Raw genomic sequence first — 22,376 nt, 5'->3', positions numbered from 1 at the left:
TGGGTCACTTCAGCAAAGGTGGCTCACTCCGGTTAATGTATAGCGATTATGCCACAGGGTGAGCCACCCTTTAAGGGGTGACCCACCCGCAACAAATTCATATTTCAAAATAAAAATGATTGTGGTTGCTGCAGCCCGGGTTAAACGCAGCTTTGCAAAAAGGGCAACTGTAATTACTTTGTAAGTATTGATGGATGGTCATTTCTGTACCACAGCTGCCACATAATACCGCTTTGGTATCAAACTCATTTTTGGGCCATACTATGGCAGTATGCCTTGCGTCCTGCTGGTGGCAATAAATACAAGGGTAATACGTATTGCAGCATTTCATTTTAATGGCGATGATATCCAGTGGAGAATGGTAATGCTCACACCTGGTATTATCATCCACCGTTTTTCCCTTTACCGGTACTGTTAGTTTTGAGGCCATGCAAAAAAAGATTAAGTATTAAGGCCTCCGCTTACTTCAATTCGCTGTCCGTTGATCCATTTAGCATCATCGGTACATAAAAAAGCCACCACGCTGCCGATATCATCTGCTGCGCCTACACGGCCCAGGGGAGACAGGCTACTCATCATGGCTTTTGCCTGCGGATTGCTCCGTATAAAAGCATTATTAAAATCAGTTTCTACCGGCCCTGGTGCCACTACATTGGCACCGATACCTTTTGCGCCTAATTCTTTGGCCAGGTATTTTGTAAATACTTCAATAGCGCCTTTCATAGAGGCATAAACAGAATAACCCGGGTTAGAAAAACGGGTGGTACCGGTTGAGATATTAATGATCCTTCCACCGGGATTTAAAATGGGTACACAATGCTGTGTTAAAAAATAAACACCTTTAAAATGCACATTTAAAAAATCGGTGAATAATTCTTCGGTTACATCCATAAAAGGAACAGTGGCACCCATACCGGCATTGTTTATCAAAAAATCAAATGAGCCGGTGTTCCATTTTATCTTCAGCGTTTCTTTTACAGTTCTTACAAAGTCGTTAAGAGAAGCAAACAGGCTCATATCCAAATGTAAGGCAATGGCATTTTGTCCCAAGGCTTCTATTTCTTTTACCACTTCCTGTGCTTCGGCTTCTTTGGTACGATAGGTGATAATAACATCGATACCTTTTCTGGCAATGCTGAGTGCCATATCTTTTCCCAGGCCGCGGCTGCCACCGGTTACCAATGCAATTTTTGTTGCTGTGCTCATGTAAATATTTTAAAAGTGAAGAACAAAGTTATATTGAAACAATTGGCCATCAAAAATGTTTATTAATGCAATACATTTGTTGTGTAAATAGTACATAATGATGGATAAGCGGATCATTTATATCATGGGAGTGTCGGGGTCGGGAAAAACAACAATAGGGGAGTTACTGTCAGCAAAAACAGGCATCCCTTTTTTTGATGCAGATGATTTTCATTCACCGGCTAATAAAGAAAAGATGAGATCGGGGCATCCGTTAACTGACGAAGACCGTAAAGACTGGTTGCAAAAAATACATACGCTCACTATGGAGCAAATGCAAAATAACGGGGCCATCATTGCCTGCTCTGCACTTAAAGAAGAATACCGGCAAACCTTAAGCAGGGGCATTAAAAATATGTTATGGGTATTTTTAAAAGGCGATTACGCCACTATATACAAGCGCATTCAGAACCGTACGGGACACTATATGCCGGCATCACTTTTACAATCGCAGTTTGATAGCCTGGAAATACCTGCCGGTGCATTTACCGTAGATATCGAGAAGACACCTGCTGAAATTGTGGAGCTGATTCTTCGGCAATTAGAGCCACAATAAATTTTCAAGGCCATTAAAAATCAGAAAATTCCAGCGGCTGTATAAACATAATATCAATATGCGATACATTATGCTGGTATTCCGGCAGGGCCGATAAAGTTTTCCATGCAGGATCGCTGCTGAATGCTTTCCAGTGTGCATCCCGGTCTGCTTTATTATTGTAACAGGTCATGTACATAAGGTTTGGCATGTGGCTGCCCGCAATTACTTCCGAATAAAAAACAGCATTGGCATTAATACGTTTAAAAATATCAATTTCGTTGCCCTGGTTAAACATCTGTACTTTATTGGCAAATATTTTTTCTGTAGCCCCTTCGTAACTGCGGAGTTCGTACACCCTTTCATTTTTAGGTACGGTAAGAACGGGCAATTGCATTTGTGGCGCCAATGGAAATGCTTTCAGGAATATCACTTCCATTCTTGTATAAGGTGGTGCTGTGTATGGGGCATTGATATAACCTGCACCTGCACGCTGGTATTCAGCATCTTTATTTAATTTTTCAGCTATAGCATACTGGTTGTTCAGGCTTTTAACGGGCATGTATACATACATGGTTTTTACAACCGATGTATCATTGGCCAAAGACTTGAACACGCCAATATTTTTATACCCTAATTTATGAAGTGCCGGTAACAGGGCATCTTTAAAATAATTCGTCAAAACAGTTTCCTGTGCTGCTGTGGCGTATTGATATACTGTAAGCTGGTACATTTCCCGTTTAGGTTTTTTACCTGCAAAAGCAGCAGCAGCCAGTAAAAAAAATACAGCGTAAGATAGAAGGAATTTGGTTGAAAAAGATTTCATGATGATTTAACTTTTAAATTGCAGCAACAATTTATAAGAAAATATTCATTGGAGCATATTTTGTTTTAAAGACAGCCTTAACAACATTATGGAAATACTAACTGAATACTCCACGCTCAATTGGGTATTGATCTTACTGGGGGCTTTTATCATCGGGCTTTCAAAAGCGGGGCTAAAAGGTATCGACATGATGAATGTAACCCTGATGGCCATTGTATTTGGAGGCAAAGCGTCTACAGGCATTGTATTGCCACTGCTATGTGTGGCCGATGTAATGGCGGTATTGTATTACCACCGCCATGCCCAATGGCCGCATTTCCGGAAGCTGCTGCCCTGGATGGTGGCAGGCATTTTAATTGGTGTGTATGTAGGAAAAGATATGAATGAAGCACTGTTCAGGAAGATCATGGCAGTGATCATTGTGCTTACGGTGATCATTATGTTTTGGTTAGAGATGAGAAAAACACCGGTGGTACCCGGTAATAAACTCTTTGCATCGGGGCTTGGGCTGGCATCAGGCTTTACAACCATGCTGGGTAATCTTGCCGGTGCATTCTCCAATATTTATTTTTTAGCCATGCGCATGCCTAAGAATGATTTTATTGGTACGGCTGCCTGGGTATTCCTGGTGATCAACTGGTTTAAACTACCCTTCCAGGTCATCTACTGGAAAAATATCACTGCAACGTCATTACAAACCGATCTTTTTTTATTGCCGGCATTGCTGATCGGTTTTTTGGCCGGTTTAAAAATTGTAGCCAGAATAAAAGATGATGGGTACAGGAAAATAATACTGGTATTAACATTGGCAGGAGCCATTGTAATTTTTCTGAAGAGATAATTGACTTGCCCCCAAAAAAATTACAAAACAATCGTCCGGAAAGTGAGGTTAACTCTTGGTTTTGATACCTGCGTGGTAGGTGGCAGGCGGTGCAGCCAGTTGGTTTGTGTGGCATCTTTCATCACCAGTAAACTGCCATGTTGCAATACTACCGAAACAGTTGTTTTGTTTACCTTATGTTTAAAAGAAAATTTCCTTTCGGCACCAAAACTCAGGGATGCAATAGCGCCGTTTTTCTTCAACGCTTTTTCTGCATCACTATGCCAGGCCATGCCTTCGCTGCCATTATGATATAAATTCAATAAACAGGAATTAAATTGTTCGCCGGTTTTTATTTCTGTCATTGTTTTTAATGCCAGTAATTCCGGTGTCCATAGCAAGGCTTTTTTGGTAGTATTGGAATACGTGTAATCAAAATCACTATCACCATACCAGGCTACTTTTCTTTTGGTAACGATATGTTTGCCCATAATAAAGGCTTCATCATTTTTCCATTCAATGCTATGCAATAAAATATCAAGGTAATGATTCGCTTGTTGCACAGTCATTAACCTTCCATAATAATTTACCGTTCCGCCTTCGGGTAATAAATTGATATTTTCAGTGGGTTCGTTACTGAACAGATCCATGTTGTGTTTTTTTATACAACAATTAGTAAAATGAAATTGTTTTTAATTTATGGCCTGCATTTTATGCGTCCACCAAATGTCCTACTTCGGCATCAAAACTGATATACTGCGAAAACAATTTAGCCAGTTGCCCTTTTTCTACTTCTGAACGGATCATTTTTTTAGGAATGATGAGAGCGCTGGTGGAATGCAAAAAAAGGTAAATATAGTCCGGCGTTTCCTGTTTTTTTATAAATGCGGCCCATTGAAATTTTGTTTCCTTAACACTGTCTTTTACCACCACACCGGTTTCAGAAAAAATATAATCTGTCATATTAAACACTGCGGCGTTCTCGCTGTTGGCCGCATATTTTAAAGCCTGCTTTTTTAATCTTGGTTTGGCAGAAAGTATAGGAAAAAACAAGAGGAATACAATGATCGGTACTCCAATAAAATCAAACGGGCTGATATTGCCTGACTGAACCGCCAGCGAAATATTGTAAATGCAAACAATGGAGAAAATAATGATCAGCGGGCGCAGGCTTTTATAGATCAGTTTCTTTTTGCCCGGCGCATCTATTTGTACATACACCGAGAAATTTACAAAGTCTTCATTGGTAAGGGCATAGCGTAGTGAGATCATAATGATTTAAAGATAAGAATATTTTCAGTGATAGTAATTAGGCAGGCATACCAATAATGATTTATAGGGCGCATACATCACTTAGCCTGCAGGACCCCATTGAGCTACCTTCCAATATAATTCATTCTCAAATTTAATGGTTGCATTATTGGTTGTGTCAGTAAAGATAATAGTACGCACAAAAATGGATGCGGTTGGCTTATCTGTTCCCCTGTATTCGGTGGGATGATAGAATTTTACATAAATATCACCAACAGCCCCCCTGATATTTTTTATGGGAACAATACCATTGCCATAATCATTGCAATATTCAAACAAAGTAGCTTTACCGGGTGGGTAAATAATTAATTCAGCCGTGCTGCCGGTCGCCGTGTCAATATGAATTTTAAAGCAGCTGTCATATTGTACGGCAGCAGCGAGGTGCAAAACCAATACATATTGACTGTCGATGATCTTGTAAAAATGATCTGCACAGGCCCTGGCATATATTTGCCGGATTGTATCAGCCGATTTGAAGCAATCAAACCTGTAAGGTTTTATAATGGTATCAATTGCCGGTGATTTTTGTTGCACAGCAATGCTATGATCAGCACTGTTACCCCGGCAACTAAACAACGCAATAGTAAAACAATAAAAAAGTAATTTAAGCATTAGTGTTTATTATTAAGATGCAGCAACGGTATTATTTCCACTACATTTTAAATTGCCACTTACAGATCGAAAGAGAAAAAATATACTCTTTTCTTTTTGGTATCGTGCCATAAATACGAATTGATATGGCCCTGCACTTTTCCATAAGCCGTATGGTTATTAATAAATGCAGTATCCCACCAGCTGGTGGGGGAGGAATTTAAGCCTCCCTGTAAATAGTTACTGTGGTAATACATCGTGTCAACTATCTTTCCACTCATATTTCTCACAACAGAAAATTGCTGCTCCCTTTTTAACTGAAGCCCGGCCTTAATTTTTTCAGCGGTACTATCGGCACAAAAAAAACTAAACCAGTAAGACGCATCAATGCCCATCCTGTCGGCATAGCAATACAATTTCTTTACATCAGCAGTAGGGGTAAAGTCAAAAAATTCACGGAACCTTTGCCGGTTATATTTTGTATCGGGTGTAGCTGCATCAAAATGAGGAAACAATTTTTCTGCTACCTGTTCTTTTTTCTCCTTTGCAAAAACTGCGGCGGAATCAATTACGGCATGGCCTTTTGTTTTAATACGGTTGCAGGAAGAAAAGGGGAGACCAATTAAAAGCACCAGTAAAATTGTTGTTATACATCGCAATGCCGGGTAAACCATAGGTAATAAAGATAAAACTAATTTCATTTTCGGGTTAAAGGCAGCAAAGGGCACAGGGCTTTATTGGCGATAGCTATTGTGTTGATTATCAATAATCAAAATACTTGCATCGGTATTTCTCCCTGTTAAAAGAGAAAAAATTACCTTTTTTTCAAATAAAACAGCAATATATACGTTTATGGAGCAGTAACCCTAAAATCCGTCTGTATGAAATATTTTATACCCACACTGGTAGCGCTATGCTTCCCGGTCTTTGCATTTTGCCAGGATATTACCGGCCTCTGGAAAGGCACCATGTACAACGATTCCACTAAAAAAGCTTTACCGTACGAAGTGTTGATCACTAAAGTGAATGGTAAGTATGCCGGTTATTCGCACAGCTGGTTTGCCATCAACGATAAAAATTATTACGGCATTAAAAAAATAAAAGTGCATGTGGCTAAAGATGGCAAGATCATCATACAGGATGCTGAGCTGATTGATAACAATTACCCGGTTCGCCCTGATAATGTATCGCAATTAGATGTGCTGGATTTTACTGCCGGTGCCAGCGAAACCACGTTGGGTGGTCCGTTTGTTACCAACCGTACCAAAACCTATAAAGAACTTACGGGGCAGATCAATGTAAAAAAAGTAAGTATGCTTAGTGATAGTGAGTTGCTGACCTATTTACAAAAAAATGGTATCAGTAACGATGTTACAGTAGCAAAATAAATCAACGATTTTTTTATACAGGATTCTAAAGCAATACTCAGTGTTGCTTTAGAATTTTTTTTGTAATAAAATCTGCCGCCCGTTGAGGGCCGCTAATTTTTTATCTTTGATAACCCTTATTTCCTGGTAATAGAAAGAATAAGAACAGGAGGTTTAAAATATTGGCCTTGTTCCGGGTGAAGTTGTTGAATTTTTTTTACTACCTCCATGCCTTTAATTACTTTTCCAAAAGCGGCAAAGCCCTGTCCATCTTTATTTCTTTTACCACCATAATTCAATGCAGGCTGGTTGTTGATACAAATAAAAAAACTGGAAGTTGCGGTATTGGGGGCAGACCTTGCCATAGAGATGGTACCATTTTTATGCAGGATGCCTGTTTGCTTTGTGGTTTCAAGTATAATGGGAGCAAAGTCTTTTGTTGAATCTGTGTTGCCGCCTTGTATCACTTCAATCTTAATGGAATCTTTGGGTTGATTTTGTAAGGTAACCGAACGAAAGAAAGAACTGCTGTCGTATAAATGTGCATCCACATACCTTAAAAAATTAGCAACAGTAACCGGTGCTTTTGCAGGATAAAGTTCTATTGTGATATTACCCAATGCAGTTTTAATAATGCAGTTTGTTTTTTGTTGTGCATGCAGCTGCGTTAAAAATAAGAGCAATACAATACAGGTAAACGATAAGTTTTTTTGTATGCTGCAATACCAGCGATTGTTATTCATTATTTCCGGGTTTACCGGTACTTTATGCTGCATGACTTATTTTTTTCAGATCCTCCCTGGCATAATTAAACCATATCCTGTTATTTCTTTTTTCTTTCCCGTCAAGGTGTGCTAATTCGCCCAGCATTTCTTCATATATCTTTTTTGCATCGTCATTCCGGTTCATTCGCATTAAAAAACTGCCATACCAATACCGGCTTTCATAATTAGAGAACCTGCCTTTTAATAATTTAAATTCCTTTTCTGCTTCAGCAGCATTGCCGGTATGTGATAGCGCAATGGCATAAAGCATATGTGCTCGGGAACGGGCAAATTGCGGCAAATTATAAATTTGTTTTGCCAGCGGAATAATAGCATCATACTGTTTCAGGTCTGCGTAGGCATTTATCAGTTGTATGTTTACATATTCATGCGTGGTAAAATTTCCCGACAGGCAGGATTCATATAAAGCAATGGCCCGTTGCGTTTGTTTTGCATCAAGATACGCATCGGCAAGTGCAACTTTATTGGCAAAGGTATCTGCAAAGCGTAAATTGTCTTCCAGCTTTTTTACTTTGCCCGATGGGTTAAAAACAGCGCCCATGCCTGATTGCACTTTTTGCATATCGTTACCACTGAACATTTCTGAAAAAATATAAATGAGGCTGCCCACAAGAGGCAAAAATATGATCAGCCAAAGCCACCTGGCCTGGTTATCTCTTCGTATACAATGGATGGCACAAACCACTTGCAAACCTACAGTAACATAATAAAAATAAGGAGACAGGAAGAACATACAGTATAATAATGGTACAAGCTTCAAAAATAGGGATATCTGTGCTTAACCCAAATTTTTTTGGGCCCAAATAGCCGGGCTATAGATTTTCGGATGTAAACAACAGGCAGGCAGCAGTATTTTTAGGCAGGGTATACCCATAAAAAAATGAGGCTGGCAAAGCACTTCACCTGTGCTGTTCACCAACCTCATTATTATAGTAGCTTATTAAAATTAAGCGGAGATTTTTATCTCATTATTGTTGCAGTAATTTATTTTATCACCATCACTTTAAACGATTCTGTATTACCTGATGCAGTGCTAACTTTTAAAGTATAACTGGCATTGGCCAGTTTGCTGATATCTACCGGTATAATATTTTTACCGGTCTCTACAGTCACATCCTGCTGCAGGGCTATTCTTCCGGCATTGTCTACCAGGTAAACAGTCAGCTTACTTTTAGCGGGTGCATTTACCTCCACATTAACAGTGGTAATAGCAGGATTGGGGAAAACAGCATCTACTTGTATCACTAATGGTTTATCTCCATCAATGCGTACCACATTACTGAGTTTGCTATGGTTATTAATGTCTACCTGGCTGAAGCGGTAATATTGCCTGCTGCCGGCAGGATTATTATCAGTGAAATTATAATTGAGTGTACGGGTGCTGTTGCCGCCTTGTGCCTGCGAATTTACAAAGCCGATTGCTGTAAAATTCACACCGTCAGTTGAACGTTGTACTTCAAAACCAAGATTATTATTTTCAGTGGCTGTTGTCCACTGCAACTGGTTTCGGTTACCATCTTTATAACCACTGAAGTTTACAATACTCACAGGCAATACCACACCACCATTGATAACGTATGCCCTGCCTGCTCCGGGCCAGGTAGTATTATTATCATTTGGTGTTACTGTACTTGCCGTATTAGTGGTAGTAGTAATGCTTATAAAATCTGAAAGGCCGTTTTTTGCTATGGCAGCTGAAAAACCGGAATTGAGATTGTTTCCTGCACCATACACAAACATGATTTTATTTGAGGTTTCAAACAGCCAGATCTGGAAATGTTTATCCGCAGTTCCCGGATTTGACAGCGAAGAAAGATTATATTCCACCACCAGTTTTCTGCTGCCGGCAACACCCATTAACTTATACTGAACATTGCCATTTACATCAGTATAATTATCATCCCAATATGGTGCCAGGTATGGACCCGATAAATTGGCAGTTGTATTATCAAAGTCTATAATTGCCGACGTGCCAAATGCAAGCAGTCCGTTAGACGTAACACTGAAATTGGTGTAATTGGTTCCTCCGTAATTGAATGTAAACCCGATATTGGTCATTGCCGAAACATCGTCATCAAGGTTAGTGCCTAATAAATTGGTAAATCCGCCTGTTTCCAAAGCATTTCCGGTAGTGGTGGTGCCAAAACTGTAAGCATTTACCTGTGCTTTTACACCTGTGCTACTTAAAAAACTTAATAACACCAGGCAGGTGAAATAAACTTTTTTCGGTAAGCACAAAAGGCGCCGGATTGATTTTGGGAATAGGGTAATGGGAGAGTTTTGTAAAGATGTAATCTTCATGTTGCTGATTTTTTAAGGGATATGGTTTTATAAATTGAAATACAGGGAAACAAAACGGGAGCGGTTATGGGTTATTGCTTTTTTTGTGAAAATAGAAATTTTTAGAAATTCTTCTACAAGCCGTGTAGTGTTGTAAGCGTTTCCCTGTAAGTGAAACCTTTGTGTGGCTTCTTTATAACGCCTGCTTCATTAATAATTGAGTGCGTAGTGATAAGCCGATTGTTCGTGTATGCATTCTGTATTTCTTCTGCCGATAAAAAAATACAGCAAGCACTGTTTTTATCAATAGAAAACGAATTCACAAATTGTTCCTTGTATCGAATTTCTTCTACCAGTATAAATACGTGTTTTTGATTGAGGTATTGCAAAAGCAATTTTATCGGAATACTTTTATAGAAACAGGTAGCCCATTCATCACCCCAAAACTTTCACCAAATGAAAAAAATATTTCTTCTTTCAACTGTGCTGGTAATGTTGATAGTGGTAGCGGTTATTGCTTACAGTTGTAATGGTAACGACAAAGCTGCTGAAGGTGAAAAAAAGGCAGGCCCTTTGGCAATGGCAGCAACTCCAAACGGTGCCTTTCAAAATTACCGTGATTCTGCACCATCGCAACAACAATACAGTGGCCCGCTTTTCGTACTCAGCCACGATTATCCCACCACACCTAAAACTGTTGTAAACCCGGGCTGGCAGCAGGCCTTAAAAGGGCAACCCATTTCCGAAGCCAATGTATTTACGTATATGGACGCTTTAAAAAACTATGTTGCGCCGAATGTATTGCCATTTTTTAATGATAACAAAAACTGGACAGCAGCAAAATACGGCTGGTTCCAGGAGCCGTGGATGGGATCGCAAAGAGAAGCCATATTGGGAACTTACTTAGGCAACGGCAACCAGGCCAATAGTTTTAAAACCCTTAAACAGGATGAGGCAGGGTATGCATTGGTGTTATATGATTCAACTGCGGCCTATACCGTAGGACAAATATGGGGTAGCACCGGGCAAAAAATTAACCTGGTAAATGATGCGGCACAATTTAAGGAGGGCAGTGTGATTGTAAAATTTGCCTTTTCAAACGTTAATTATCCCGATTGGCCGGTAATGAAAGATGCGGCAACATTCAGCATTTACGATACTATTGGTACCATAAGAAATTTTCCGACTGATACTGTTTATAAAGTTCGTACCGTAAGCTTTTTTCAAATGGATGTGATTGTTAAGGATGGTAAAACAGCACCTAAAACAGGGTGGGTGTATTCTACTTTTGTATACGATATGAATGTAAAAGGTTCCCTATGGGATAAGATGGTACCATTGGGTGCCATGTGGGGTAATGATCCCGATGTAATAAGCCCCATTGCTCCGCCTTATCCTAAACTGGCAGAAACCGTGATCAATCCCAAAGCTCCGGAATACAGCAGGGAAACCTTAGGCTGGGGAGGCCGGTTGAGTGGCCCCAATGATGGCGCTGTTGCACAACAGGCGGTTGATATTAACACCGGAAAAAAATACGATAAGCTGGCTTTATCATCCTGTATGAGTTGTCATCTTCCTTCGCAGTATGCTTTTAATTCATTCCTGTTACCTGCACCATTTCCTAAGCAAACAGATACCGCATTTTTTGTTTTTACACCGGGCAGTGCCAAATGGAATTTATGGTTCAGGGATAATTACGGCACCGTTCCTTTTGATTCGGGGCAGGTAGCTATGGATTATGATATGGTGATGGCATTTAAATCGGCTTCGGCATGGCAGCAGGCACAGCCACAGGGCGCCAGCAAATTATTGCAGACAAACTTTGATGCGGTACAAAAATTCAGAAGGCACAATACCAGGAGCCGGTTCTGGCATTAAGCAAAAGAAATTGACCAGGTTTCGTAAGTATAAGCACAGCAGCCTCAATATGCTCTTCAGTATTGGGGTTGTTTTTTTATTGTGTGCCAAACGTTTTTATCCCGCTATATTCCGAAAACACGCTGCTTATCAACAATATCGGTTGAATTACATTTTAATCAGTAAGGAAAATGAATAATTAACAGGCAGGCCATCGGTTTTATTCCCCGGTATTTGTGAAAATAGAGATTAAAGTAATATTTTCACACCCATTTTAATCGTATAATCCTGTCAAATGAAATTTATAACGCTACAGCTTTCACTTTTATCCTTATCTTTTTTTGCAAATAGTGTGTATGCACAAAGCATCAGTTCAGAAAATGTGGATATTCAATTGATACAATCACCCAGGGTATCTGTTAATCCCGATCTGCGTAATTATAAGATCACTGTAACCTCTCCATATAATCTTACAGCAGAAGATATTACCAGGCAAGCGAAGGCCGATCACCAGAAAGCAGTAACAGACTATGAAAAAACTGTAGCAGAAAGTGAAAAAGAATACCAGCAGAAACTAAAAGATTATGATGGTGAAGTGAAGAGGGCACAGGATAAGTATGATAAAGAAATGGCAGAATTTAAGAAGCTCTCTTTATTGGAACGGCTTACCATGACAGACCAGGGAAAAAATCCTAAGCTGGTTATTCCTTCTAAACCACAATATTTTAAACCGGCAGAGCCGGTGTATAGAGAACCCAACCTGAATGATTATATTATAGTAGACAATGCGGTACTGGCTTCGCAGATCAATATAGAAGGATTAAAAAAAGGCGGTGGCTATTTTGATATACTTATTGATATTAAGGCAGCACATTTCCAGGATAATGCGGGACAGACCTATGTAAACCAACCCACAAAAATTATAGTTAAACAGGGAGGGGTAGATAAGAATAATATTTCCTTTTTTAATGAATTTGAATTTGTATCCTCTTCACCCACCAATAATATTAACAAACCGGCGGAAGAAAAAAGATACCTGGATAAAGTAATATCGTTTATAAGTAAGTACCTGAATGAAACTTACGGTTACCGGACCATAAAGAAAACGGTAAAATTATTGAGTGTTAAAAATAAAGGAGCTTATGACGATCTGGAAAGAGCAGATATCTATATCACCACAAATTTAAAAAAATTACAGGCAGACCCGGATTCAACAGTTAATACCATTGCCTTTACCAATATGCAAAAGGGAATAGACATCTGGTTGCAAACGCTGCAAAAAATTGAATACAAAAACCCAAAGGCTGACCTGAATCCTAAAATTGCCAAATATATTTTTTTCAACCTGATGCGGTTAAACCTGGCATTGAATAAAAAAGGGGAGGCCGAAAAATACCTGAACCAGCTACAGGAACAATTGGTTGATATTAAATTATCCGGCGACGAAGAAAAAGAACTGGATGCAATTGAAAAAGAAATTTACAGGAAAAACTAAATATAAAACCTAACTAAAAAAATAATTTATGAAACATACTATATTAATACTGCTTGCTGTTTGTATTTCCACCATTTCATTTGGGCAGATCAAATATGATAATGGTGAAAAATTTGCTTACAATCTTAAAGATGAATCTGATCCGCAACTGATTCTTTTAGATACATATAACAGCTACCTGATGACTATTACGCAGGTAGATGGTATGTTGAGCAGCCATAAAATAAACATCAGGAAATTTGATCAGAAGAATCAATTGACCGATACCTATACGTATGAGTTTCAAAAAATTGATGCCGGCACATTGTATAATTATCTTGGTTTTAAAGAAGTGGACAATAAGCAGGTAGTTGTTTTTGCAGAAAGCTATTCGGGAAAAGAAAAGAAAAAGGACATCTATAAATATGTGTTTGACAAATCAACCGGAAAATTCACTACTTCATTGGTTGTTTCATTTCCTATAGAATCGGCGATGAAATCGGGCACAACAGAAGTGGAGGTTTCAGGTAATGGCCGTTATATCGGTATCATCAATAAAAAAGATCCATCAAGGAAAGAAGCTTTGCAGGATAATGTTATTATGATGGATGCAGCCACTCTTGCCGTGCTATGGAATAAAGAAGTAACACTGGATGAAAAATCTTACGACCGTGCTTTTACAGTTACCAACTCCGGTAAAGCAGTATTATTAAGGGCTGCAAAAGGAATGAAGTTATCTAATTATCTTATAGTGGTAACACAGAACGGCCAGGAAGATAAACAGTTTGATGAAGCGGTTATGCTGCACGATCCCAAAGCTATATCAATAGGGCAGTCGGATTACCTGGTTGATTTTAATTATGATGCTAAAGGAGTGAGAAGAGGCGATTATGAAAAAATAATGCTGTATGATATCGGATCGGGAAAAATATTAAAGAATAATACCATTACGGAATTCAATACACTGAAAGATATTAATGAAATTAAGATCACTAATGTATTTCTCCAGAATAATGAGATACATCTTTTTACCGAAGCAAAAGTACAGGCAGGTACAAGGCAGGTAAAAGTAAATGCCTTTAGTTCTATGACGATGGATGAGCCTTATTATACGTATGGGCCTGCTCACCTGATCATCATGAGTTTTGAAGGAGAAGTGAAAACCATAAAAAGCCTGAAAACTGATAACAATGCACTGGCCAATGTGTACCACTCATTCGGGTTGCTTAACATCAATGGCAAATACTTTATCAATGCCGGCGATTCCTATGGAATTTATGAACTGCCTGTTGATAATATTGAAATAAAAAATTACACTATCATTCATGCAATTGGCGACGAGACCTATCTTAAAGAAAGGCCAAAATATCTTTGCCAGGTATTTGGATATGTAAAGGATGCCAGAAAACTGATTGTTTGCCACATTAATTCTAAAAGCGATATGGCTTTGGATAACCTGATCGGTTTCCCCGAAACAAGATAAATAGCAGCACAACTGGTGGATGCTATATTGCAGCATCTACCAGTTATACTGCTATTTTGGATTCGTTATAATGAACTGTTCTAGAAATAGATCAACCAGGATCATGATTTCTTTGGCGGCAGGTCAAAAGCAACCGCTTCATGTTCAAAATGCCCGTTGTGAGAACCATCACAAAAAGGTTTATTCTTTGAAAGGCCGCAACGGCAAAAAGAAACAACTTCCCTGCCTTGTAAATTATATATACCCCCATTTCTATCCACCACTTCAAAATCGCCTTCTATTTTCAACGATCCGTTATTGTTAACTGTAATTTTTGTTGTAGACATTTTATATTTTTTGTAAAACTACTTACAAAATAAAAACTATCCGCAATTAATATTAGTTATGTATAAATAAAAAAAGAAAACAGCATTCAGCGGAAGCATATATTTATTTTTTTGCCGCGGTATCTGCCATCATATTTAATTTGTATAACGACTTTCCTTTTTTATTCACTACCATTCCAAAAAGAGGTTCGGGAGTATAATCATCAGCTGGCGCAGCACCCAGGAACATACGGTAACCCTTACCTCCTGCAAAAAAACCTGTTTCGCCATCTTCCATTACAGAAATACCTGTTGCATCGGTTCCGTTTTCTCCATCCAGTGCCATTACCACACGGTTTTGTTTTTCACCTACATTCAGTACGCCGATACCACCTCTTTCAAAACCTTCGTTATCACAAAAAATAAGCCCGGTTTGTTTGCCAATGCGCTGGCCGATATTGGCATCAGGCACACCATCACCTAAACAAACCTTATCATATCCCTGTTCGTCCAATATCAGTATTCCGTTTGCCTGGTGATTATAATCTTTATACCATTTCATGTACTGGTCGGCGTTTCCAAAACGGTGCGACCATAGTGCCCTTACCCTTGCCGTATCAGTACGTACCCTGTTAACCGCCTGTGGCAGAGTAGCACCTATCAATATTCTTTCTCTTCCATGGTCATCAACAATTACAATCCCTTTAGCCCGCAATATTCTGTTATCATCATTTTCTTTAAATGAAAAAAGGAATTGTGATGATAGTACCAATACCAATAATGCAGTAAACAAGAGTAGCCTGTTTACCCGTTTTTTTTGTTGCTCTAACTGGTGCCGGAGCAATTCAATTGGTGTGTTCATGTTTTTTCAGTTTTAATGAGAAAGCTAAGAACTACAAATATTGAATGCCATACAATAACCGGAGGTGTGAATTGAATAAATCCATGTATGAATTGAAAGGAAAGCGTAGTAAAGCCCGGAAATAATATCAGCTTATTTTTTCTTTGCTGTAAGTATCGTGTGTATCTCTTTTTGCGAAGCTGATCTTTCATACGCCACTTTAAATATTTTCAGCACTTCAAATCCATTGGCAATGAACAGTGCTTTTAATTTGTCCAGGTCATAATAATAAAAATAGGTCCTGTCGCCGGTACTGGCAGTAAGAAAACCCGACGTTTCCGGGTCACCCTCTACAAAACTTAAATAAATAAAGCCATGGTCATTTAGTAATGTACTGGCATCAGCAATTAATTTTTCACTATCTGCAGGTGATAAATAGGGTAAACAAAAACCGGCTACAATAGCGTCAAACTTCGTGCTTAGTTGATCGATGGCCCTGCTGTCCATTACAGCAAAATCTGCAGCGGGATTATTTTTTTGTGCCAGGGCAATCATATTGGGCGCAATATCAGTACCAAGAATTTTAAGGTCGGGCCGTTTGTGTAACAGGTATCTGGTGATGTTGCCCGGGCCGCAGCCGAGCTCTAATATTGCAGCGTCTTCAACAGCGATGGAATCGCAAATAAAATCATAAGTGGCATCATACAGGTGCAACTCCATAAACTTATCCTGGTATAACGATGCTACTTTGTTCCAGGTTTCAAATGTTTCTTGATAACTGTCCATTCTTCTTACGGTTTTTAAAAATGCAGGTTGTGGCCTGATTAAAGTTACAATTAATTGCAGTTTTGTAACTACGGACAGCAATACTTTATATGCATATTCACATGATTCAGCATCTTTACAATATGAAACTGTTTTACCTGTTTGTTTTTACCTGCTGCACTATTCTATCCTTTGGTCAAAAAACTGATACCACCTGGTGGGTAAAATACCAGCGCATTCAAACCATTACACAAACAAAAGGCAATACCGTCAGCATCAGGTGCTGGCATGCTAACGGGCAGCCGATGTGTGATGTTGTACTGACATTATCAACAGGGTATGTGCCACAATCAGATGTTATTATATTAGATGCAACAGGAAAAAAGGTTCAGGTGTACTTAGCAAAAAAAGGCTGGCTGATCAATTATATGCCTTCTGGAAAAATTAAGGATATACTCCGCTCCTCGATAAAAGATACAACACAACGTTATACAGAGTATTATACTAACGGAAGCATCAAAACAAAGTCTTTTGCAAGAAAGGACAGTGGTAAAAACGGCATCTACTTTTTTCCACCAAATTTCCAGGGAAAACCTATAGCTTACATGTACCAGCGGGAAAGTTATACCCCATGGCTATATCAAACGTTTTATCCAAATGGCAGCACCTACTTCGTACGTAAGAATAATCCCGGAACCAATAATATATCTAAAACCACCTGGTACAAGGCATCGGGCAAGATAGATACAGGTGCATATATAGATAAAGGTAAATCGGGTTATTCGTATGATAAAGCGGGCCGCAGGCTGGAGTGGTGGAATAATACGCACCTGAAGTCTGACGAAAATTTTAAAGCCAATTACCCTGATGGCAGGCAGCGGACATGGCATGAGAACGGCAGGTTACAATCGGAAAAAATATTTAAAGCAGGCGTTGCCGATGGCATTACCCGTTTATGGTATAGCAATGGGCATTTGCAATATTATGCTGATTGCAGGAATAATGCCAGCAGCACACCTTCTCTTAGTTTTTATGAAAATGGCATGGTAAAAACGCAGGAAAATTGTATCAATAGCGGGTATGACGAAACCGGCCGGCTTACTTATGAAACCGTCAGGCTTGGCAATTACTCCCGCTCATTCGACTTTAGTAACGGGCAGCAAAATAATAATCTTTATAAAGGGAAGTTTGATAAAATACGTATAGGAAAGTGGAAAGCATATGATGATAAAGGGCGTATTATATACAACGTGTTTTATAAAAATGGTTTGTTATCGGGCCTGGCATTGTTTTATGATACCACGGGCAAACTTAATACCAGGGCACATTTTAAAGAAGGGCGCTTGCATGGAACTTACCTTAGTATGAACGACAATGGAACAGATACACTTGCCCTGGGCAGCTATATAAATAATCAACGTACCGGAATATGGCGTATGTTTTCTTCCAGGGGCTTGCTATTGTCGGTACAAAAATTTACGGGAGGCGGATATTATGATGAACTGGAAAAATACGATGAACAGGGAAACGTTTTGGTATCATCAAAATATGACCCGGTTGAAAAAGTATTTCGTTTCTATCACTACAGTAACAATAAGCTAAGGGATATGAATGCAAAGCACATTGGTAGCAAGGCCGTGGATATGTATGAATATTACGACAACGGCAATGTAAAAACCATTCGCTTATATGATACCGCCGGCGGATACACGAGTAAAGGTTTTTACGAAAATGGAACTCGCCAGTGGGTGGCCGGTTTTAAGCCGGGTAACTACGCACATGGCAAACAGTACCGATGGTACCCGGATGGACAGCTACAAATGGAAGGGTTAATGACTGACGGATACCGGGAAGGCAAATGGATAACTTATAATGCTGATGGAAGCGTAGCAGCTCAAACCTATTTTGTAAAAGGAATTGAACAGGTTTCTGCACCGGACTATCCCAATTGTTTTTGCAACACCCCGATGCCGGAGATACCCGGACCGTCATTCTTCAATCCGTCAGAATCGTTTATGCCATTCAAATCTATTAATGCAGTGATGCGGCGTTTTCAGCTGGATACCGCCTACAAGTATACCTTTGTGCGCTGCAATTACTGTTCGCCATCACCCATTATTGCAGTACGTAACCAAAAGTTGTGGATCGATAAAGAAGGGATGTACCTGGACCTTACGCCTTGTATGCATGGTATTAACCGCTCACTTATCACAATAGAACATGCGCAACTTAACACAGTTAAAGCGTGGTATCGCAATTATGATAACGATACAGAACTGGTGCAACCTGTTACACTGGCACAACTTTTAGAACGTGCCATTGCCGGGTATGACCGAAATGAGGATTATATGAATTACCAGCAACTGCTTGAAACAATTTCCGGTGATACGCTATTGCTTTACCATTTGCTGCAACAGAATTACGGGATTGCCAATAATGCTGCAAGACTGGATGAAGACAAAGAAAAAGAAGCGATGGCAAAAGCTGTTGAGCAATATAATAAATCAGAACATGGACGTATTTCATTCGACCGGCATTTTTCAGTGGTACTTGCTGATGGGGTACTCCCTTACTTTCCTGCAGAAGCAAAAGTTTTAATGACAGACAGTACCAACAGGGAGGCAATATTGACGATCTTCCGAAAATTGTTTGCTTCAAAAGAGCCGGAGTATATTGAAGAACGACTATTCGGTTCAATTGATGCAGAGCTGGATTCAGGTACTGTAGCACTTAATCTTCCTGCATCATTCATTGCCACATGTGATACTTTTAACGGTAAAAAAATTTTACGCGACGGAAAGCCTGTAGCAGCCCCGTTCTTGATAAAATTTGCTAAGGCTGATTACCACTCTTACCCGGCTGATAATTTTACTATACCGTCAACAGATGTATTAGGTTATTGTGCTCCGGCCTTCACCATCAGCAACACAGGGGCCTGGATACAACCGCAGCATTTCCGCTATGCTTTGGGCAAGGCAGAACGTGGCAGGAATAATTATGAAGAGGAACCCTTCACCGCTTTTAACTATCCTGCACATTACAAAAATTTTAAAGTGCTGCAGGAAGACATGTACCGTCACACTGAAGCAGACCTGGATGAATACATTAAGCATTTTATGGGTGTGGTAATAAAAGAAGGAACCATGCATTTGCCGGGGGTGCAGGAAAAAATTCCTGTATCAGAAGTAATTGTTGATGCCAAAGAGATCAATGGTTGTATTAAAGTGCCCCAAACTGCTTTAGGCATTACGGAGTTATCGTTAAAAGAAAAATTGATTGCAGCCGGGTTTAGTGTTTTTAGCAGGCAGCAAGGGTGGGATAATTATAATCAGCCGATGGTAATCTTATATTTTCATCGCAGGGAAAATTGATATTGTTATAAAAAAGCACCCGTTTAAAACGGGCGCATTTTTTATAACTGTCAAAACAAGGGGATGCCTGTTCATGTACTATTTACGCCTTTTCGATTTTTACCGATGTCATAGTTAATGAACCTGCAATAGCTTTATCATTAAATACACTCACTTTTTCATTCTCTTCTTTTAACGCCATGGTATACAGCAAAGGCAGGTAATGATCCGGCGAGGGAATGGCCAGTTCAAAAGCTTTGCCCTGTGCTTTATAGTTGATCAATGACTGATGATCGCCATTTAAGATCCATTGTTTCATTTTATCATTGGCTTCAATAGCCCAATCGTAACCATAACCCGAAGTATTTAATTTATCCCATGCAATCATACGCAGGTTGTGAACCATATTGCCGCTGCCAATGATTAAAACACCTTTTTTGCGCAGGCTGGCCAATTCCTTTGCCAGCCCGTAATGATATTGCGGCGCTTGTGTATAATCCAGGCTCATTTGTATTACGGGCACATCTGCGTTAGGGTATAAGTGTTTTATCACACTCCATGCACCATGGTCAAGTCCCCATTTTTCATCCAGGCCAACCGCGGTTTTTGTGATGATAGTTTTGGTTTCCTTTGCCAGTGCAGGATCGCCGGGTGCAGGATATTGCACCTCAAATAAAGCCTGCGGAAAACCACCAAAATCATGAATGGTTTGCGGCTTTGCCATAGCAGTTACAAAGGTGCCTTTTGTTTCCCAATGTGCCGAAATACAAAGAATGGCATTGGGTTTTGGAATTGTTTTTCCTATATCCCTGAAACCTTGTACAAATTCATTTTCTTCAATGGCATTCATCGGGCTGCCATGCCCCATAAACAGCACGGGCATTTGCGTTGTGTTGTTTAATGGAGCTGTAAGTGTACTCAGTTTATTGAATTGCATTGTAGCGCCTGCCATACCTGTAAGTGCTAAGGATTGTAAAAATGATTTTCTATTCATGGTTAACTGCATTATTTGCCTAATCCCAATTGATTCATGTAGGTCTGGTTATCCCAGAACAATGATTCTTCTATCATGATGCCATCTTTCCATATACCAATGGTGGCCATTGGCAATTTAAAAGATTTACCGGTTGGTGGAATAAATTTACCATTACCTATCGGCATAGGTTTGGTAAAAGTACCTTCCATAATACCTGTTACAGCAGTATAATTGCCCGATCCAAAACGGATAGGATGTTCTTTGATCCTGGTATCGGGTGCGTATACAAACATCGCTTTCAGGTCTTCAATATGTTTATCAATACCGGTGGTAAAATGTCCGTCGGGCCAGTTTACCTTAATATCTTTTGCATGGCTTTCATGTAACCTGGTCCATTGCTGGTTACTGAAAACGGTGTAATCCAGTGTGTCGAATGTAACCAGGTTCTTTGCAATACTTTCATTGCCTGCAGTTAATGTTACGATCTGTTTTTTTAATGAGTCAATTGTTGATTGACTTACACCGTTGCTATTGCCTGTACAACCGGTAAATGTAAGTATTGCTGCTGTAACAATTACTGCGGCAAATGTTGCTGTCTGTTTCATGTAATAATTTTTTATTTGATGGTTTAAATTGATAACACAAAGGTGCTGCCATAAACCGCCGGTATGGTTACACTTTCAGGTAAACCTGTTGCACTTTTAGGAAAGCATGGACGACATCTGCTGGCGGAAGTCGGTAGGGGTGAGGCCCGTTTTTTTGGTGAATACACGGGTAAAATAAGCTTTTTCATTATAGCCCAGCTCGTAGCCGATTTCCGAAATGGAAAGATCGGTATTGAGTAATAATTGCCGGGCTTCTATCAGCTTCCTGGTTTCTACAATTTCTGAAACACTTTTATTAAATATGGCATGGCATATAAGGTTGAGGTTGCGTACCGACATATTCATTTTGCCGGCATAAAATTCCACCCCTTCCGGACGTTTAAAATTTTCTTCCAGTATTTTTAAAAAATTATTGAAAGAGATCAGCTGGGTATTACTGGAAGCACTTTCCTGCCGGAAACGATGTTTACCTTCTTCTTCCAGTTTAGATAATAATGCCAGCAACAGATGTTTGATCATCGTGTAATTGATCTGCGGTTGCTTAAATTCATCCAGCATCATGTGGCACAGGCCGTTCAATTTGTCCAGGCAATTATCTGTTTCAAACGTATAATTGATATTATCAGAAAAATTAGAATAGAAATGAAAACGGCTTTGCGGAATAAATTCATTCTTATACCGTATAGCCCAGCCTTCGGTATTCACATCAGGCAAAAACTGGTGTATCTTTCCCTGGGCCACATAAATAACCAATGGCGGTGTTATGGTTTCCTTATTAAAATCTATAAAGTGCTGCGGGCTTCCTTTAGCAACAATTATTATCTCTTCGTAATTATGCCGGTGTGGTTGGGAAGGTGTACCGGCATATTGCCTGGCCAGTTCCGGTGTTAATTTTATAATGTTGAAAGATTGCGTCATGCCAATTAAAAGTACAATAAAATTAACTTTAAAACAGCAGCG

General features: G+C 39.5%; 23 protein-coding genes. 7 read left to right on the top strand and 16 right to left on the bottom strand.

Annotated elements, in window-relative coordinates:
* Window positions 1-97: 97 nt before the first annotated feature.
* Both ACYVM0_RS04385 and ACYVM0_RS04380 read right to left on the bottom strand, forming a co-directional pair.
* Entirely contained in the window at window positions 98-430 is a 333-nt protein-coding gene (locus ACYVM0_RS04385; protein ID WP_460553033.1) for a CHY zinc finger protein, read from the bottom strand.
* An 11-nt stretch (window positions 431-441) separates the two neighbouring features.
* A complete protein-coding gene (locus ACYVM0_RS04380; RefSeq protein WP_460553030.1) occupies window positions 442-1,206 on the bottom strand; it encodes an SDR family NAD(P)-dependent oxidoreductase in 765 nt (254 codons plus the stop codon).
* Between the two features lie 97 nt (window positions 1,207-1,303).
* Between ACYVM0_RS04380 and ACYVM0_RS04375 the strand changes: the two genes are divergently transcribed.
* A complete protein-coding gene (locus ACYVM0_RS04375; RefSeq protein ID WP_460553027.1) occupies window positions 1,304-1,801 on the top strand; it encodes a gluconokinase in 498 nt (165 codons plus the stop codon).
* Between the two features lie 13 nt (window positions 1,802-1,814).
* Here ACYVM0_RS04375 and ACYVM0_RS04370 read toward each other — a convergent pair whose 3' ends face one another.
* Window positions 1,815-2,606 carry an NIPSNAP family protein gene (locus tag ACYVM0_RS04370; protein WP_460553024.1) on the bottom strand — a complete coding sequence of 264 codons (792 nt, stop codon included), beginning with the start codon at window positions 2,604-2,606 and terminating at the stop codon, window positions 1,815-1,817.
* An 88-nt stretch (window positions 2,607-2,694) separates the two neighbouring features.
* On the opposite strand from ACYVM0_RS04370, the gene ACYVM0_RS04365 reads away from it, so the two are divergent.
* Window positions 2,695-3,447 (top strand): sulfite exporter TauE/SafE family protein, encoded by a 753-nt coding sequence (locus ACYVM0_RS04365; protein WP_460553021.1) that lies wholly within the window; start codon window positions 2,695-2,697, stop codon window positions 3,445-3,447.
* Between the two features lie 20 nt (window positions 3,448-3,467).
* Here the strand turns inward: ACYVM0_RS04365 and ACYVM0_RS04360 are convergent, their stop codons facing one another.
* From ACYVM0_RS04360 to ACYVM0_RS04345, 4 genes are all read right to left on the bottom strand, one after another.
* Complete coding sequence (locus ACYVM0_RS04360; RefSeq protein ID WP_460553018.1) at window positions 3,468-4,076, bottom strand: alpha-ketoglutarate-dependent dioxygenase AlkB family protein; 609 nt, start codon at window positions 4,074-4,076, stop codon at window positions 3,468-3,470.
* 61 nt (window positions 4,077-4,137) lie between these two features.
* A complete protein-coding gene (locus tag ACYVM0_RS04355) occupies window positions 4,138-4,698 on the bottom strand; it encodes a YcxB family protein (protein WP_460553015.1) in 561 nt (186 codons plus the stop codon).
* An 81-nt stretch (window positions 4,699-4,779) separates the two neighbouring features.
* On the bottom strand, window positions 4,780-5,349 hold the full coding sequence (locus ACYVM0_RS04350; RefSeq protein WP_460553012.1) for a hypothetical protein: 570 nt from the start codon (window positions 5,347-5,349) through the stop codon (window positions 4,780-4,782).
* A 59-nt stretch (window positions 5,350-5,408) separates the two neighbouring features.
* Window positions 5,409-6,029: a hypothetical protein gene (locus ACYVM0_RS04345; protein WP_460553009.1), complete on the bottom strand. Its 621-nt coding sequence runs from the start codon at window positions 6,027-6,029 to the stop codon at window positions 5,409-5,411.
* A 180-nt stretch (window positions 6,030-6,209) separates the two neighbouring features.
* On the opposite strand from ACYVM0_RS04345, the gene ACYVM0_RS04340 reads away from it, so the two are divergent.
* Window positions 6,210-6,716, top strand: a complete 507-nt coding sequence (locus tag ACYVM0_RS04340) for a hypothetical protein (protein WP_460553006.1) — start codon at window positions 6,210-6,212, stop codon at window positions 6,714-6,716.
* 116 nt (window positions 6,717-6,832) lie between these two features.
* Here the strand turns inward: ACYVM0_RS04340 and ACYVM0_RS04335 are convergent, their stop codons facing one another.
* The 3 genes from ACYVM0_RS04335 to ACYVM0_RS04325 all read right to left on the bottom strand — a co-directional run bounded on the left by ACYVM0_RS04335 (window position 6,833) and on the right by ACYVM0_RS04325 (window position 9,781).
* Window positions 6,833-7,471 carry a peptidylprolyl isomerase gene (locus ACYVM0_RS04335; protein WP_460553003.1) on the bottom strand — a complete coding sequence of 213 codons (639 nt, stop codon included), beginning with the start codon at window positions 7,469-7,471 and terminating at the stop codon, window positions 6,833-6,835.
* Window positions 7,461-8,213, bottom strand: coding sequence for a PLDc N-terminal domain-containing protein (locus tag ACYVM0_RS04330; RefSeq protein WP_460553000.1), 753 nt, complete (start codon window positions 8,211-8,213; stop codon window positions 7,461-7,463). The genes ACYVM0_RS04335 and ACYVM0_RS04330 overlap by 11 nt, the downstream gene beginning before the upstream one ends.
* Before the next feature lie 251 nt (window positions 8,214-8,464).
* Entirely contained in the window at window positions 8,465-9,781 is a 1,317-nt protein-coding gene (locus tag ACYVM0_RS04325) for a T9SS type A sorting domain-containing protein (RefSeq protein ID WP_460552997.1), read from the bottom strand.
* Between the two features lie 435 nt (window positions 9,782-10,216).
* Between ACYVM0_RS04325 and ACYVM0_RS04320 the strand changes: the two genes are divergently transcribed.
* From ACYVM0_RS04320 to ACYVM0_RS04310, 3 genes are all read left to right on the top strand, one after another.
* A complete protein-coding gene (locus ACYVM0_RS04320) occupies window positions 10,217-11,638 on the top strand; it encodes a hypothetical protein (protein ID WP_460552994.1) in 1,422 nt (473 codons plus the stop codon).
* 274 nt (window positions 11,639-11,912) lie between these two features.
* Window positions 11,913-13,112 (top strand): hypothetical protein, encoded by a 1,200-nt coding sequence (locus ACYVM0_RS04315; protein ID WP_460552991.1) that lies wholly within the window; start codon window positions 11,913-11,915, stop codon window positions 13,110-13,112.
* Window positions 13,113-13,140: 28 nt separating this feature from the next.
* Window positions 13,141-14,574: a hypothetical protein gene (locus tag ACYVM0_RS04310; RefSeq protein ID WP_460552987.1), complete on the top strand. Its 1,434-nt coding sequence runs from the start codon at window positions 13,141-13,143 to the stop codon at window positions 14,572-14,574.
* A 101-nt stretch (window positions 14,575-14,675) separates the two neighbouring features.
* Here the strand turns inward: ACYVM0_RS04310 and ACYVM0_RS04305 are convergent, their stop codons facing one another.
* The 3 genes from ACYVM0_RS04305 to ACYVM0_RS04295 all read right to left on the bottom strand — a co-directional run bounded on the left by ACYVM0_RS04305 (window position 14,676) and on the right by ACYVM0_RS04295 (window position 16,506).
* On the bottom strand, window positions 14,676-14,900 hold the full coding sequence (locus ACYVM0_RS04305; protein WP_460552984.1) for a CDGSH iron-sulfur domain-containing protein: 225 nt from the start codon (window positions 14,898-14,900) through the stop codon (window positions 14,676-14,678).
* 103 nt (window positions 14,901-15,003) lie between these two features.
* Window positions 15,004-15,741: a hypothetical protein gene (locus ACYVM0_RS04300; protein ID WP_460552981.1), complete on the bottom strand. Its 738-nt coding sequence runs from the start codon at window positions 15,739-15,741 to the stop codon at window positions 15,004-15,006.
* Between the two features lie 132 nt (window positions 15,742-15,873).
* On the bottom strand, window positions 15,874-16,506 hold the full coding sequence (locus ACYVM0_RS04295) for a class I SAM-dependent methyltransferase (protein ID WP_460552978.1): 633 nt from the start codon (window positions 16,504-16,506) through the stop codon (window positions 15,874-15,876).
* A gap of 122 nt (window positions 16,507-16,628) precedes the next feature.
* On the opposite strand from ACYVM0_RS04295, the gene ACYVM0_RS04290 reads away from it, so the two are divergent.
* Window positions 16,629-19,856 (top strand): toxin-antitoxin system YwqK family antitoxin, encoded by a 3,228-nt coding sequence (locus ACYVM0_RS04290; RefSeq protein WP_460552975.1) that lies wholly within the window; start codon window positions 16,629-16,631, stop codon window positions 19,854-19,856.
* An 82-nt stretch (window positions 19,857-19,938) separates the two neighbouring features.
* Here the strand turns inward: ACYVM0_RS04290 and ygiD are convergent, their stop codons facing one another.
* The 3 genes from ygiD to ACYVM0_RS04275 form a co-directional block, all read right to left on the bottom strand.
* The gene (gene ygiD, locus ACYVM0_RS04285; protein WP_460552972.1) at window positions 19,939-20,829 is read right to left on the bottom strand and encodes a 4,5-DOPA-extradiol-dioxygenase; all 891 of its coding nucleotides are present in this window, start codon (window positions 20,827-20,829) and stop codon (window positions 19,939-19,941) included.
* A gap of 11 nt (window positions 20,830-20,840) precedes the next feature.
* Window positions 20,841-21,416, bottom strand: a complete 576-nt coding sequence (locus ACYVM0_RS04280) for an ester cyclase (RefSeq protein ID WP_460552969.1) — start codon at window positions 21,414-21,416, stop codon at window positions 20,841-20,843.
* Window positions 21,417-21,512: 96 nt separating this feature from the next.
* Window positions 21,513-22,334: an AraC family transcriptional regulator gene (locus ACYVM0_RS04275; RefSeq protein WP_460552967.1), complete on the bottom strand. Its 822-nt coding sequence runs from the start codon at window positions 22,332-22,334 to the stop codon at window positions 21,513-21,515.
* Window positions 22,335-22,376: the final 42 nt, after the last annotated feature.

Source organism: Ferruginibacter profundus (assembly GCF_054783275.1).
The sequence above is the reverse complement of the archived record's forward strand: the minus strand, read 5'-3'. Positions and strand labels throughout refer to the sequence as shown.